Source organism: Bradyrhizobium sp. P5_C12, from assembly GCF_054049735.1.
Genome location: NZ_JBFULU010000005.1, coordinates 114,742 through 128,304, shown reverse-complemented (window position 1 = coordinate 128,304; position 13,563 = coordinate 114,742). Strand labels below are relative to the sequence as shown.

The window sequence follows — 13,563 nt, the reverse complement described above, 5'->3', positions numbered from 1 at the left end:
TTCCGTTGCTCTTCTTCCGTTGCTCTTGGGGAAGCCATGAACGCCTCAGCCAAACCAGCCGCCAAACGCCGGCTTCTGCTCGCCTCCGATCGGAGCGACGAGAGCAGTGAGCTCGCCAGCATTTTGAAGGCCGTGGGCGACGTCGCGACGGTGACGACCCAGGAGATCCCCGAGACGCCCGCGCGCGATCTCTCCGGTCTCGTGGTCGACATCAACCTGCGCTCGCCCGAGAGCGTGCAGCGGGTTCGCAACAAGCTGCGCGGCGACGCCTATCGTGCGATGCCGCGGCTGTTCGTGCTTGCGGACGCCTTGCATCACGGCACCATGCAGGCCTGGGCGCTCGGCGCGACCGACACCATCTCGCGGCCGCTTCAGCCCGACGCCATTCTCCAGCGCATCCGCGCCGCCTTCCCCGATACCGCCACCTATGATGCTACCGATCGCGGCAAGACGCTCAACCGCGGCGTCGAGGCGGCGCATGCGGTGCTGAAGAAGATGTTCGAGAAGCTGCCGCTCGGCGTGCCGCTGACCTTCGACGACGTCATCGCGGCCGAGAGCAAGATCCTGAAGGCGATCAAGCACTCCTCGCTGCGCGAGTGGCTTACCACCGTCGGCTGCCACCATGTCGGCAGCTATCGTCACTGCCTGTTCGTCACCGGCTTTGCGGTCTCCTTCTCGCAGCATCTGGGCATGCGCGAGGACGATCAGCGCCGGCTGACCCGCGCTGCGCTGCTGCACGACGTCGGCAAGGCCTTCGTTCCGTCTGTGCTGCTGGACAAGCCGGGCAAGCTCACCGACGAGGAGATGGCAGAGGTCCGCCAGCATCCGCGCCGGGGCTACGACGCGCTCGCAGCGCAAGGCGGTTTCCCGCCGGAGATGTTGGATGTGGTGCTGCACCACCACGAATTCCTCGACGGCAGCGGCTATCCCAACGGGCTGTCGTCGAACCAGATCAGCGACATCGTGCGGCTCACCACCATCGTCGACATCTACGCCGCATTGGTGGAGAAGCGCGCCTACCGCATGCCCTTCACCCACTCCCGCGCCTTCTCGATGATGGAAGGCATGGGCGGCAAGCTCGATCAGCAGCTGTTGCAGGCGTTCCGCCCGGTGGCGCTGGGATCGTTTTGACGACGGTGCCGTAGGGTGGGTTAGCGCGCGTAACCCACCACTTCTGTCTCCGCGGATACCAAAGAGGTGGGTTACGCCTTCGGCTAACCCACCCTACAAGATCACCCCACCATCTTCCTTAGCTCCGCCTTCGCCACCTTCTCCAGCGTCGAGCGCGGCATGTCGTCGACGAGGTGGATCTCGCGCGGCAGCTTGAAGTCGGCGAGGCCCTTGCGGCAGGCGGCCATCACGGCGTCGTGCAGATCGGGCGGCGCGCCGGCGACGCCGCCATGCGGGATGATGAAGACCACCGGCACCTCGTCCAGCATCGGATGTTTCTTGGCGACCACTGCCGCCTCGCGCACGCCGGGGACGAGCGCGATCACCTGCTCGATCTCGGAGGCCGCGACGTTCTCGCCGCCGACCTTCAGCATGTCCTTGGCGCGGTCGCCGAACCTCAGGTAGCCGTTCTCCAGCCGCGTGATGCGGTCGCCGGTGACGAAGAAACCGTGCGCGTCAAAACTCTCGCGCGTCGCCGTTTCGTTGTGCAGATATTCGGCGAACAGCGACAGGCCGGCAATGCCCTTGATCGAAAGGTTGCCGGTGTCGCCGACCTCGGTCGGCCGTCCGTCGTCGTCGGTGATGCGGATCTGATATTCCGGCGCCGCGCGGCCGATCGACATCGGAATGTTGGGCTGGTCGACCTCGCCGACGATGCCGTGGGTGATGGTCTCGGTCATGCCCCACCAGCCGATGATCTTGACGCCGAAGGCGGCGAAGGCCGGCGGCTCGTTGATCGCGGTGCCCCACAGGCGGAATTTGTGGTCTGTCGGGATCTCCTGCTCGAGCAGCGCCTTCATGCAGAAGGGGATGGTCGAGGTCCAGGTCGAGCCGTGCTCGCGCGCCGTGCGCCAGAACCGGCTCGCCGAGAAGCGCGGCTGGATCACGCAGGATGCGCCGACCCACAGCGTCGCCAGCATGGAATAGGCCAGCGCATTGGTGTGGAACAGCGGCAGATAGGTCTGGTGCACGTCGCCCGCGTGAAGGTCCTCATGCGCGGCGTTGATCTTGGCGCCCCACAGCGCGTTGGCATGGGTCCACAGCACCGCCTTCGGGCGCGATGTCGTGCCCGAAGTGTATTGCACGCTGCACGGCGCGAGCGGATCGGCCGCGCGCCTGGGACGGTCCGCGCTGTCGGCAAACAGCGCCTCGAAACTGTCGCCGCGTGAAACCGCTTGCGCAGGCGCCGCGCCCGCGTCATGCGACGTCACCGCCATCCAGCGCAGATTGCGGCAGTGTCTGGCGATGGTCTCCGCATAGGCCGGCTGCGTGATCGCGGCGACGGCGCCGCAATGATCCGCGAAATATTCCATCTCGGCCGGCGCCGAGCGGGTGTTGGTGGTCACCGCGATGGCGCCGAGTTCGACGCAGGCAAACCAGGCGAGCATCGCCTCGATGCAATTGTCCAGGTGAATGAGCACATATTCGCCGGGCCTGACGCCGCGCTTGGCCAGCCCCGCGGCCAGCGCGCCGACCCGCTCGTGAAACTCGCCATAGCTCCAATGCCGCGCCGGCGCATCGAACGGCGCCCAGATCAGGAACGGATGCGAGCTGCGGACCTCGGCGCGCATCCTGAGCAGCCAGGGCACGTCGAGCCCTGCGAACGGGCCGACGATTCCGGCCGGTGCTTGCGAATTCGGCATGTGTCCTCCCGTGCAGCCTGTTCTTGAGGGCGGCTGCTTAAGTTGCCGGGAGTCTTTTTGCCATTGGATGGCGCGGGGAGCAAATGTCTGCCTTGTCATTCCGGGGCAGCCCGCAGGGCTGAACCCGGAATCTCGAGATTCTCAGGTGCGCAACCGCGCACCATAGTTCGGTGCTGACGCACCGCCCCGGAATGACGAATACTAATCAGCGCGCCTCAATCCTCGTACGACGAAATCTCGATCAGGCTGCCGTCGGGATCCCTGCAATAGACCGAGCGCAGCGTGCCGCGGGCGCCCTGCTTGGGAACCGGGCCTTCCTCGATCGCGACGCCGTGTGCCTTCAAATGCGCCACCACCTCGTCGGGCGATGCGGAGGTGAGGAAGCACAGATCCTCGCTGCCGGCAGTCTGGTGCTCGGCGGTGAACCACTCCACCTTGTCGGCATCGCGCGGCCGGACGTTGATCTTCTGGTTACCGAATTGCAACGAAGTCCGCGGCGCTTTGCCGCCGCCGGGCTCGAACACCTTGACTTCCATGCCGAGGATCTTGCGATACCACTCGCAGGTCACCGCGACGTCGGCGACGTTGATCACGAGGTGATCGAGGGCTTCGACCTTGACCGGCATGCCTAATCCTTTCGTCGCCATGTGAGTTGCGCACTTTCCGCGTGCTGCGGGCTTTGTTACAACGCCGCTGACGACGCTTTCAAGATATCTGGCTTTCAAGAACAACACGTTGGGAGAACCCTTGAGATGATCACTCGCCGTACCGCGCTGGGCCTGCTTGCCGCCACTCCTCTTGCAGCCAGCCCGCTGTCGAAGGCGCTTGCCGCCGACTATCCGGCTCGCCCGGTGAAATGGGTGGTCGGCTATCCGCCGGGCGGGGCCACCGACATCCTGGCGCGGCTGATCGGCCAGCGGCTGTCGGAAAAGTTCGGCCAGCAATTCGTGATCGAGAACAAGCCGGGCGCCGGCAACAATATCGGCACCGAATCCGTCATCAATGCCGAGCCCGACGGCTACACGCTGCAACTGGTCAATCCGGCCAACTACATCAACGCAACGCTCTACGCCAACCTCAAGTTCAACTTCGTGCGCGACATCGCGCCGGTGGCCTCGTTCCAGCGCGTGCCGAACGTGATGACGGTCAACAAGGACGTGCCGGCCAAGACCGTCGCCGAGTTCATCGAATACGTGAAGGCCAATCCCGGCAAGGTCAACATGGCCTCCTCGGGCAACGGCACCTCGGTGCATCTGTCCGGCGAGATGTTCATGGCGATGACCGGCTGCAAGATGCAGCACGTGCCCTATCGCGGTGCCGCGCCGGCGATCACCGACATGCTCGGCGGCCAGGTGCAGGTGATCTTCGACAACATGCCCTCGATCATCCAGCATATCCGCTCCGGCAGCTTGCGCGCGCTCGGCGTCACCACGGCGGAGCGCTCGGCGCAGCTGCCCGACGTGCCGACGATCGGCGAGACCGTGAAGGACTACGAGGCCAGCGCGCTGTTCGGCATGGGTGCGCCGAAGAACACGCCGAAGGAGATCATCGCCAAGCTCAACAACGAGATCAACACGCTGATGAAGGAGCCGGACATGACCAAGCGCCTGGTCGAGCTCGGCGGCGAGCCGCGGGTGCAGACCCCCGAGGCCTTCGGCGAGGAGATCAAGGCCGAGACCGAGAAGTGGAAGAAGGTCGTCGAGTTCGCCGGCCTCAAGGTCGAGTAGCGAACTTGTGATTGGCCAGAATCCAGCCCTGCCGCAAGGCAGGGCTTTTTTCTTTGTGCCTTGCCCCGTCAGTCCGGAATAAAACGGCGCGGCGAAACCTGATGATAGATGGCGCCGTATCTCGCGCCGTGAACAGAGGAGTTGGGATCATGCGCAAGATGCAATGGGCGCTGCTGGCGCTCGGCGCGAYGGTCCTTGCCGGTTTCGTCGACGCCACTCCCGCGGCGGCGCGCGACTATCCCTGGTGCGCCCAGGGCGGGGAATACGACTATCCCGGCGAATGCGCCTACAGCACCTATGAACAATGCCTGGCCAGCGTCTCGGGCCGGCTGCTGTACTGCGGCCCCAATCCGCTGGTCGCTTATGGCCAGATGCAGCAGCCGCGGCCGCCGGCGCGATCCAAACGGCGCGTCAATCCGTACTGAATCCCGACGGGTTGATGGTGCCTTTCGTTGCGTGGCGAGGGTGCGATCGCGTCGATTCCAGGGTGTCGCGCTGGAATAAACAGGCCTCCCGGAACCTCACTCTATGCGAGGCGCGCGTTCACGCGGTAAGCACGGGAGGTCAGGTCATGCGCAAAACGCAATTGGCGCTCGGCGTCATAATCCTTGCCGGGGTCGCCGGTACGTGCCCGGCGCAGGCGGATTCTCCCTGGTGCATCGCTGATTCCGAATTTGGCTATCCCGGCGACTGCTCCTATCAAACCCGTGAGCAGTGCCTCTTTAGCGTGTCAGGCCGCAAGGGATATTGCCTGGAGAATCCTCGCTTCATCCTGAGAAGCTCGCCGCAACAGCCGGCGCCACGCGGGCGGCGCGGTTCGCTGTACTAGCCGCACCGGGTTCCCGCTTGACGCTTTCAGCTTTGCGCCTATACTAAACCACATGGTTAAGTATCAGGACGAGACGCTGGACCGGACTTTTGCGGCGCTGTCCGATCCGACCAGGCGTGCACTGCTTGCGCGCCTCGGCGGAAAGGACAGCCTGTCGGTGAGCGAGCTGGCCGCGCCGTTTTCGATCTCGCTGCCGGCGATCATGAAGCATCTCGACGTTTTGACGGATGCAGGCCTGATCGTGCGGGAGAAGACCGGGCGCACCGTCTCCTGCCGGCTCACCGCGCAGCCGATGGAGCAGGCGATGAACTGGCTCAATCGCTACGCGCAGTTCTGGTCCGACAATCTCGATCGCCTCGCCGCCTTTGTGGAGGACGACCCATGGCCAACGCAGCCGTCAACGCCGATCCCCGTACAATCGAACGTCCAAGCCTCACGCTCACGCGCCGGCTCCGCGCGCGGCCGGAAAAAGTCTATGCCGCCTGGACGCAAGCCGAGCAGCTGATGCGATGGTTCGGCCCGCCGAACATGAAGCCGGCCACGCTCGACGCCGAGCTCGACGTCCGCGCCGGCGGCCGCTACCGCATCAGCTTCGTCAGCGACGACGGCGAATATTTCGAGGCCGGCGGCACCTATCGCGAGGTCGTGCCGAACGAGCTCTTGGTGTTCAGCTGGGCCTGGCACTCGACGCCGGAGCGCGAATCGCTGGTCACGATCTCGCTGAAGCCCGACGGCGCCGGCACCTTGATGATCTTTCATCACGCCCAGTTCTTCGACGAGACCGCACGCGACAACCATCAGCGCGGCTGGAGCTCGTTCTTCGACAAGCTCGACGTCTTCGTCGCCTGATCCCTGTCAAAAGGAGGATATCATGCAACACCATCAGATCGTCTCGCGCGAGCAATGGATCGCTGCCCGCAAGGCCCATCTCGCGCACGAGAAGGAGTTGACGGAGGCGCGCGAGCGGCTCGCCGAGGAGCGCCGCGCATTGCCCTGGGTCAAGGTCGACAAGACCTACGTCTTCGACGGGCCGAACGGCAAGGTGACGCTTAGCGAGCTGTTCAAGGGACGCCCGCAGCTCGTGGTGCAGCACGTGATGTTTGCGCCGGACTGGGACGCCGCGTGCAAGAGCTGCTCGTTCTGGGCCGATGGTTTTGAGCGCATGGTGCCGCATCTGGCCGCGCGCGACACCACCATGGTCGCGGTGTCGCTGGCGCCGGTCGCCAAGCTCGAGGCCTTCAAGACGCGGATGGGCTGGAGCTTCGACTGGGTCTCCTCGGGGAGCAACGGCTTCAACCGGGATTACGGCGTGACGTTCTCGCCCGAGCAGATCGCCACGGGCAAGCCGCTGTACAATTTCGATACCACGCCGATCTACGGCCCCGAGCTGCCCGGCATCAGCGTGTTCTACCGCAACGAGGCCGGCGAGGTCTTTCACACCTACTCATGCTTCGCCCGCGGCCTCGACATGATGAACACCGCCTATCAGTATCTCGACCTCACCCCGCTCGGGCGTCACGAGGAGGGGCTGCCCTATCCGATGGATTGGGTGCGGCTGCGTGACCAATACGAGCCGCAGGCGAAGGGGGCGTGCTGTCACGGGTGAGGGGCGACATAGGACTACGCAGCCTGCGCCTCCGCTGGGCTCATTCCCTCGCCGTCATCCTGAGGTGCTCGTCCTGCGGTGCACCGCAGGACGAGCCTCGAAGGGCGACGGCCCGGCTGCATCCCGGCCGTTCATCCTTCGAGGCTCCCGGCGCGATGCCTGGCATCGCGCCGCTCGCACCTCAGGATGACGGGGCTGGTTGTTTTGGCAGTCTCACCGCTTCGCGTCCGCCTGCTCCGTGCCGGTGCACGAGATCAGCATCGTATAGGCACGCGCGTTGCCGGCGATGTCGGTGGTCTTGAGCTCGCCCTTCGGCTCAGCGGTCTGGTAGGGCACCACGCTGTTGTCGAGGAAGTCGCGCAGTGCGCCGGTCTTGATGGCGAAGTTGATGTTTTCGGTGAGCTGTCCGGTGACCTTGATCATGCTGAGAGCGTTGAGCTTGGCCACGACGACGCCTGCCACCTGACCGGACATATCGAACAGCGGGCCACCGCTATTGCCCGGCTGAACCGCCGCGCTGATCTGGAGACGTCCGGTGTGGTTGCGGTAGCCGCTCAGTGAGCTCACGATGCCCGTGGTCACGGTCAGGTCCGAGGTGAGAAAACCGTGCAAGGGAAAGCCGATGGCCACCACGGAATCGCCGGAATGCATCGAGCGGTCACGGATCCTCGCAAAATCCCTGAACGTGGCCGTCGTCGGCGCTTGCAGCAGCGCGAGATCATTGGTCGCATCGCTGGAGACGACCCGCAGCACCATCACGGCTTCACCGGCGAGATTGCCTTTGATGTCCCCGACGCAGCCTTCGATCACATGTTGATTGGTGACGATGTGCCCGTTGGGGCTGACTACGAAACCGGTGCCGGTGAAGGTTCCGGTCCGTCCCGGTTTGGTGGCAGGAGGCGTGCCTTGCTTCTCCGCCGTCGCGGCCGGCTTCGCCGCTCCCTTTGTAAAGTCGCCGGCCTTGTCGAGCCCGTCGGCTTTCACCCTGGTCACGCAATTGGCCAATGCGGCGATCACCGGCCCGGTCGAGGTCAGATCGAAATTCAGAACGGCGCGGCCGGCCGTCGCCACCATCAGGCTCGCCTTCTGAAACGTACGCACGACAGTGAGCGGCATGATGGCCGTGAGCATGTTGGGCTGGTACGCCGTGGCGAACAGCCTGGCTTGCTCCTGCCCGTCAAAGGTCACGTCGATCGCGGCGTTCTCGCCCTTGTTGAAGTGGTAGCTGGGACTCGCAAAGGCGAGCGACCATGTGCCGGCGGCATTTTGGCTCACGACGAGGATGATGCCGTTCGCATAAGGCGTCGTCGCCGCGCAATGGGAGAAGGCGCCCGTCTCGTCATTGCTGAAGGCGCCGCCGATCCAGTTGCCGACATTGACGCTGCCGAATGGTCCTTTCGCATGCGCGATGCCGGCAACGATCACCTGCAACAGAGCTGCAACGACAAATGACTTAAGCCACATACCTGCCCCCGAAATGCTTTTGGATGCATCTTATCTGTGGGAGCGGGGGGCGTGCAACCGGCAGTTGTTGATCCGGATCGGGTCTCCTTCGAGCGACTTTCGCGCTTGCCTTTACTTTGCGACGCGATATACTTTGCAATACAAAGTAACCGGGCAGATGTTCCCGGATCGCTTGGGTGGAGCGAGGGTCTGGCGTTGCAGATGCGCGATCTCGACAAGGCACTGGCCGACATCGTGGCGATCCGCAGCCAGATCGCGGCCGGCACCGCGTTCCGCGGCTACGGCCCGGCGACGATGGCTGCGACCGGCGCGATCGCGCTCGTGACCGCGATGCTGCAATTCTGGCTGCTTGGCGATCCCACCAGCGAGCCGCTCGGCTTCTTTTTCGGCTGGTTCATTGCCGCTGCCCTTTCCGGCCTGATCATCGGGATCGAGATGCGCGCGCGCTCGCGCCGCCATCATTCGGGCCTCGCCGACGCCATGATCCACCAGGCGGTCGAGCAGTTCCTCCCCGCAGGCGTCGCAGGCGTCCTGCTCGCGGTGGTGATGTGGAAGTTCGCGGCCGAAACGCTGTGGCTCCTGCCCGGCCTGTGGCAGATCCTGGTGTCGCTCGGCATTTTCGCCTCCGTGCGCTCGCTGCCGCGCACCGTCGCGCTCGCGGGCGCCTGGTACTTCGTTTCGGGCTTTGCTGTGGTGGTGCTGGCGAGCGGGACCCATACGCTGTCGCCATGGACCATGGGCCTGCCCTTCGCGATCGGCCAGTCGATGATGGCGGCCATCCTTTATTTTGCGTCCGGAGACCATGATGCCGAAGACTGACAGCGCGCCCTTTTCCTATGAAGGGCTCGATCGCGTGATTCACGAGAAGGCGAGGCTCGGGCTTCTGACCTCGCTGATGGCGCATCCCAAGGGTCTGGCGTTCGCCGATCTCAAGCAGCTCTGCGGCCTCACTGACGGCAATCTCAGCCGGCATCTCGCCGTGCTTCAGGAGGCCGGCCTCGTCGAGGTGACCAAGGGCTATGAAGGCAATCGCCCGCACACCACCTGCCGCCTGACCAAGGCCGGCCGCCGCCGCTTCCTCGACTATCTCGCCGTGCTCGAGCGCCTGGTGCGCGACGCCGCCAGGGCCGCCGGCCGCGAGGCGCCGCCGCTCGGCCGCCTCAATATCATCTCGACCTGATCCCCTATTTTGACCGGAGACTTTGCAATGCAAAGTGACGTCACGTCCCAGAACGAGAAGCTTCATGTCGGCATCATCATGGACGGCAACGGAAGGTGGGCGACGCGCCGCGGCCTGTCGCGCGTGCGCGGCCACGAAGCCGGCGTCGAGGCGATCCGTCGCATCGTCGAGATCGCGCCCAAGCAGGGCATCGGCACGCTGACGCTCTACGCCTTCTCCGCCGACAATTGGCGCCGGCCCAAGGCCGAGGTCGCCGCGCTGATGACGCTATTGCGCTTCTACCTCGGCAACGAGGTGCAGAGTCTGGTGAAGAACGGCGTGCGCCTCACCGTGATCGGCCGCCGCGACCGCCTCCCCGACGGCATCGCCACGGCGATCGCGCGCGCGGAGGACGCCACCGCACACGGCAGGACGCTGCATCTGCGCATCGCCGTCGACTATTCCGCGCGCGACGCCATCCTCAATGCGGCTGCGAAGGCGGCGGCGCTGACCAACCTCACCCGCGAGGCGTTCTCGCAGCTCGTCACCGGCGAGGCCGGCTTGCGCGACGTCGATCTCATCATCCGCACCAGCGGCGAGAAGCGGCTGTCGGATTTCCTGCTGTGGGAAGGCGCCTATGCCGAGCTGCACTTCACCGAGCGGATGTGGCCCGAATTCGAGGCGAGCGACCTTGCGGAGGCGCTCGCATCATTCCACGGTCGCGAGCGTCGTTTCGGCGGCCTTCAGGCGATCATCCCGGAGGAGGTGCCTTCACTCTCCCGGGTGTGACGCCCGGCACGGAGAGGCGATCTGTTCGCTTGCGGCCGCATCAGGCACGAAACCCGCTGCATATTCCCACGGATCGTGCTCTAATGTCCTCTCGTGACGGGAGCTTTCGCAAGATGCGCGCAGTTCTGGATTATTGCACCGGCGGAACGGAGCGGCAGGTCACGGCCGGCACGCTCGTCGTCACCGAGGGCGGCACCACCGGCCATCTCTATGTGCTGATGCAAGGCAAGCTCGAGGTGCTGAAGGGCGAGATGGTGGTCGCGACCGTCACCGAGCCCGGCGCGGTGCTCGGTGAAATGTCGGTGCTGCTGGGACAGCCGCACACCGCGACAGTGCGGGCCTGCTCCGACGCGGTCATTTACGAATTCGAGGATGCAGCCTCGTTCCTCAAGCAGGAGCCCGGGGTCGCGCTGCTGATCGCAAAGCTGCTGGCGCAGCGGCTCAATGTCGCCAACACCTATCTCGCCGATCTCAAGCGCCAATATGCCGGACACGGCACCCATCTCGCGATGGTCGGCGACGTGCTCCAGAGCATGATCAACCTGCCGCCGCTTGAGGTCTCGCCAGGCTCGGATCGGCAATCCGATCCAAGGATGTAAGCCAGTCCGACGCAGCCTCGACCGGGAGCGCGGAGTTGGGAAGGCGTACCGGATCTGTCGATCAGTCACCGGTTGATCCTTGCAGGATTCCGCGGTCGGCCAGGGCCTTGGCAAGTTGCTCGGTGTAGATGATCCGGCTCCATCGGTGCAAATGCGCCGGATAACGCGCGTACAGGATATCCAGCATGACGTCCGGGGTATCCAGGAACTGCGATCGTTCGAGGCCCAGGAGGGCGGCAATCCTTTCACCTGCCTCGACGTGAAAGCTCTGCGGGCCGCCTTGGGCATTGAGAGAATTGACCGGCGCGATCACAAGGTAGACCTGCGAGCGGTCAAGCTTCGAAAGCGTTGCCGACAGGGAGCCTAGCGCCTTCTCGAATTCCGCGTTGATCACGAACGGCTTCGTCTTGGGGGTCGGCTTGAAGGGAACGTGCCCTTCCAGGGTGGCTCGGAAAGCCTGCAGCGAGGGAATGTCGAGCATTCGATTGGGATCGATCGCGCTGCCGTGCTCGCTCCAAATGGTCGAAATGAACTGGTCCTTGCCGCCATAATACACGCCATACGCGCCTGGAAGCGGATTGTAGACGGCTCGCTCCATCAGCAGCCGAATGTATTCGGCACCGCCGGCTGGAAACGTCAGGCTCGAAGGAACTTCGAAGCGGTCGGTCCTGATGAAACCCGGCCACTCGTTCCAACTTGGATCGCGCTCGTACTGGATTGGATTGAACACCAGGACCAGCTTCCTGGGTTGGCGCCCCCGCGCGATCATCTTGTCGAGCATGGCGGCATAACCATCCGGGCCGACAAAGCCGATCGTGCAGAACGACTCGACATCGGATCCCGGAAACGCGTGCATCAGGGTCGGGACATGAATCCCCAACAGACAAGAGCTGTCGCCGAGGAAGGCAAGATCAGCCGCGGGCAGTCGCTCCGCACGTCTGATCTGTTCCAGGACGATGTAGGTTTCGATGCCGCGAGACCATTGATGGTTGCTCTGCTGATAAATGTAATGTGCGATTCCGAGGATGAGAGCCGCCAATGCGGCAACCGGAACGAATCGACTGGCAACCTTTTGAATTGCGTCGGTCAATGGCCACTTTGCAATCGCCTGGATCGTGCGCTCGAGAAGCATGACCTAGAACTGAAAATAGATGAAGGTTGCGTTGACGTGCCCGGAGGCTGCGATCGTCACAGCCGCCAGCGCTGCGAATAGCGGGTACCTCACCCACACGGGCCGCTGGAGCAGAAAATAGTCCCCGCGCGATTGAAGCTGCCACTCCAGCAGCAACAGCGGCACGGACAAAGTCAGAATGGCGACTACGATGGCGCTGTGTACGGGCGCCCATTCCCAGTTCCTGAGCGCGCCCAGCATGCCCGCCAGCAAATCCCAATTGACCGCGCGAAACAGGAACCAGCCGATGAACACGACCAGCATGGTGAGCACCCAGCTTGCACTTCGCGCCGCTTTCGAAGTGGGCTCGCCTCCGCGCGACACCATCCGCCAGATCGCAAGCGCCAGGCCGTGAAGCAGTCCCCAAAGAACGAACGTCCACGACGCGCCGTGCCAGAGGCCTCCCAGCGCCATCGTCAACAGCAGATTCCGGTTCGTGATCGCTTCGCCGCGACGGTTCCCGCCGAGCGGAATGTACAAATAGTCGCGTAGCCAGGTGCTGAGACTGATGTGCCAGCGGCGCCAGAATTCGCTGATGGATGTCGACCAATAAGGGTAGCGGAAATTCCACGTCAATTCGAAGCCGAACAGCAGCGCGACGCCTTTGGCGATGAGACTGTATCCGTTGAAGTCGGCATAGATCTGGATACCGAATGCGATCGTGGCAAGCAGCACCGACCAGCCAAAGGGCTGATCCGAAACGAAGAGCGTGTCGACGATCGGCGCCAGACTATCCGCCACCACCACTTTCATGGCATAGCCGTAGATCAGCAGCCAGAGTGCGCGATCGGCATGATCAGACGTGAATCGCCGCGGCATCGAAAATTGATCCAGGAGATTGCTGGCTCTTTCGATCGGCCCCGCCACGAGTTGCGGAAAGAATGCCTTGAAGGCGAAAAACTTGACGAGGTTTGTCTCAGCGGCGTGCTTGCCGCGATAAACGTCCACCACGTATGCGATGCCCTGGAACGTGATGAAGGAAATTCCCAGCGGCAGGATAATGCGTAACGTCGGCAGATGGGGATTTAGACCCGCGCGGTGAGCGATCGCCCCGAAGGAATCGACAAAGAAATTGAAGTACTTGAATATCGCAAGAGCGGCGATTGCGGTCGCGACGGCGAAAAAGACCAGGAGATTCCGAACCTTCTCGCGAACGCTCGCGGCGATCAGAATTGCCGCAGCATAGTTGACGATGGAAATTCCGATCAGCAGGGACAGAAAACGCCAGTCCCACCAGCCGTAAAATACGTAGCTGGCTGCGAGTATGATGAAATTCTGGACCGCGAGCCTCGACGTGGCGTGGTAAAGCAGGAACGTCACGACGACGAGACCAAGGAACGGCACGGAAACGAAGGACATTGCAGGAGGCCGCTCTGGTTTACAAAGTGACCGCGACGCCGCTCAAC

At 63.7% G+C, this 13,563-nt stretch carries 16 protein-coding genes; 11 read left to right on the top strand and 5 right to left on the bottom strand.

Annotated features, from left to right (window positions below; translation table 11 throughout):
* Positions 1-36 precede the first annotated feature (36 nt).
* Positions 37-1,131 carry an HD-GYP domain-containing protein gene (locus tag ACXJMY_RS06355; RefSeq protein ID WP_456618456.1) on the top strand — a complete coding sequence of 365 codons (1,095 nt, stop codon included), beginning with the start codon at positions 37-39 and terminating at the stop codon, positions 1,129-1,131.
* 101 nt (positions 1,132-1,232) lie between these two features.
* Here the strand turns inward: ACXJMY_RS06355 and ACXJMY_RS06350 are convergent, their stop codons facing one another.
* The gene (locus ACXJMY_RS06350) at positions 1,233-2,813 is read right to left on the bottom strand and encodes an AMP-binding protein (protein WP_456618455.1); all 1,581 of its coding nucleotides are present in this window, start codon (positions 2,811-2,813) and stop codon (positions 1,233-1,235) included.
* A 215-nt stretch (positions 2,814-3,028) separates the two neighbouring features.
* Complete coding sequence (locus ACXJMY_RS06345; protein WP_456618454.1) at positions 3,029-3,439, bottom strand: VOC family protein; 411 nt, start codon at positions 3,437-3,439, stop codon at positions 3,029-3,031.
* Between the two features lie 126 nt (positions 3,440-3,565).
* On the opposite strand from ACXJMY_RS06345, the gene ACXJMY_RS06340 reads away from it, so the two are divergent.
* From ACXJMY_RS06340 to ACXJMY_RS06315, 6 genes are all read left to right on the top strand, one after another.
* Positions 3,566-4,540 carry a Bug family tripartite tricarboxylate transporter substrate binding protein gene (locus ACXJMY_RS06340; RefSeq protein ID WP_456618453.1) on the top strand — a complete coding sequence of 325 codons (975 nt, stop codon included), beginning with the start codon at positions 3,566-3,568 and terminating at the stop codon, positions 4,538-4,540.
* A gap of 149 nt (positions 4,541-4,689) precedes the next feature.
* Positions 4,690-4,965: a DUF3551 domain-containing protein gene (locus ACXJMY_RS06335; protein ID WP_456618452.1), complete on the top strand. Its 276-nt coding sequence runs from the start codon at positions 4,690-4,692 to the stop codon at positions 4,963-4,965.
* A gap of 146 nt (positions 4,966-5,111) precedes the next feature.
* Positions 5,112-5,369 (top strand): DUF3551 domain-containing protein, encoded by a 258-nt coding sequence (locus ACXJMY_RS06330; RefSeq protein WP_456618451.1) that lies wholly within the window; start codon positions 5,112-5,114, stop codon positions 5,367-5,369.
* Positions 5,370-5,421: 52 nt separating this feature from the next.
* The gene (locus tag ACXJMY_RS06325) at positions 5,422-5,874 is read left to right on the top strand and encodes an ArsR/SmtB family transcription factor (RefSeq protein ID WP_456618450.1); all 453 of its coding nucleotides are present in this window, start codon (positions 5,422-5,424) and stop codon (positions 5,872-5,874) included.
* Positions 5,874-6,218 carry an SRPBCC family protein gene (locus tag ACXJMY_RS06320; RefSeq protein WP_456618449.1) on the top strand — a complete coding sequence of 115 codons (345 nt, stop codon included), beginning with the start codon at positions 5,874-5,876 and terminating at the stop codon, positions 6,216-6,218. Before ACXJMY_RS06325 ends, ACXJMY_RS06320 begins: the two co-directional genes overlap by 1 nt.
* Before the next feature lie 22 nt (positions 6,219-6,240).
* A complete protein-coding gene (locus ACXJMY_RS06315; protein WP_456618448.1) occupies positions 6,241-6,975 on the top strand; it encodes a DUF899 domain-containing protein in 735 nt (244 codons plus the stop codon).
* 213 nt (positions 6,976-7,188) lie between these two features.
* Here the strand turns inward: ACXJMY_RS06315 and ACXJMY_RS06310 are convergent, their stop codons facing one another.
* The gene (locus tag ACXJMY_RS06310; protein WP_456618447.1) at positions 7,189-8,439 is read right to left on the bottom strand and encodes a S1C family serine protease; all 1,251 of its coding nucleotides are present in this window, start codon (positions 8,437-8,439) and stop codon (positions 7,189-7,191) included.
* Positions 8,440-8,640: 201 nt separating this feature from the next.
* Between ACXJMY_RS06310 and ACXJMY_RS06305 the strand changes: the two genes are divergently transcribed.
* From ACXJMY_RS06305 to ACXJMY_RS06290, 4 genes are all read left to right on the top strand, one after another.
* A complete protein-coding gene (locus ACXJMY_RS06305) occupies positions 8,641-9,258 on the top strand; it encodes a hypothetical protein (RefSeq protein WP_456618446.1) in 618 nt (205 codons plus the stop codon).
* On the top strand, positions 9,245-9,619 hold the full coding sequence (locus ACXJMY_RS06300) for a transcriptional regulator (RefSeq protein WP_456618445.1): 375 nt from the start codon (positions 9,245-9,247) through the stop codon (positions 9,617-9,619). Before ACXJMY_RS06305 ends, ACXJMY_RS06300 begins: the two co-directional genes overlap by 14 nt.
* A 27-nt stretch (positions 9,620-9,646) precedes the next feature.
* Positions 9,647-10,387 (top strand): di-trans,poly-cis-decaprenylcistransferase, encoded by a 741-nt coding sequence (locus tag ACXJMY_RS06295; RefSeq protein WP_456618444.1) that lies wholly within the window; start codon positions 9,647-9,649, stop codon positions 10,385-10,387.
* Between the two features lie 113 nt (positions 10,388-10,500).
* A complete protein-coding gene (locus ACXJMY_RS06290; protein ID WP_456618443.1) occupies positions 10,501-10,986 on the top strand; it encodes a Crp/Fnr family transcriptional regulator in 486 nt (161 codons plus the stop codon).
* Between the two features lie 61 nt (positions 10,987-11,047).
* On the opposite strand, the gene ACXJMY_RS06285 is transcribed toward ACXJMY_RS06290, so the two are convergent.
* Entirely contained in the window at positions 11,048-12,118 is a 1,071-nt protein-coding gene (locus ACXJMY_RS06285) for a hypothetical protein (protein WP_456618442.1), read from the bottom strand.
* Positions 12,119-12,121: 3 nt separating this feature from the next.
* Positions 12,122-13,516 (bottom strand): MBOAT family O-acyltransferase, encoded by a 1,395-nt coding sequence (locus tag ACXJMY_RS06280; RefSeq protein WP_456618441.1) that lies wholly within the window; start codon positions 13,514-13,516, stop codon positions 12,122-12,124.
* Positions 13,517-13,563: the final 47 nt, after the last annotated feature.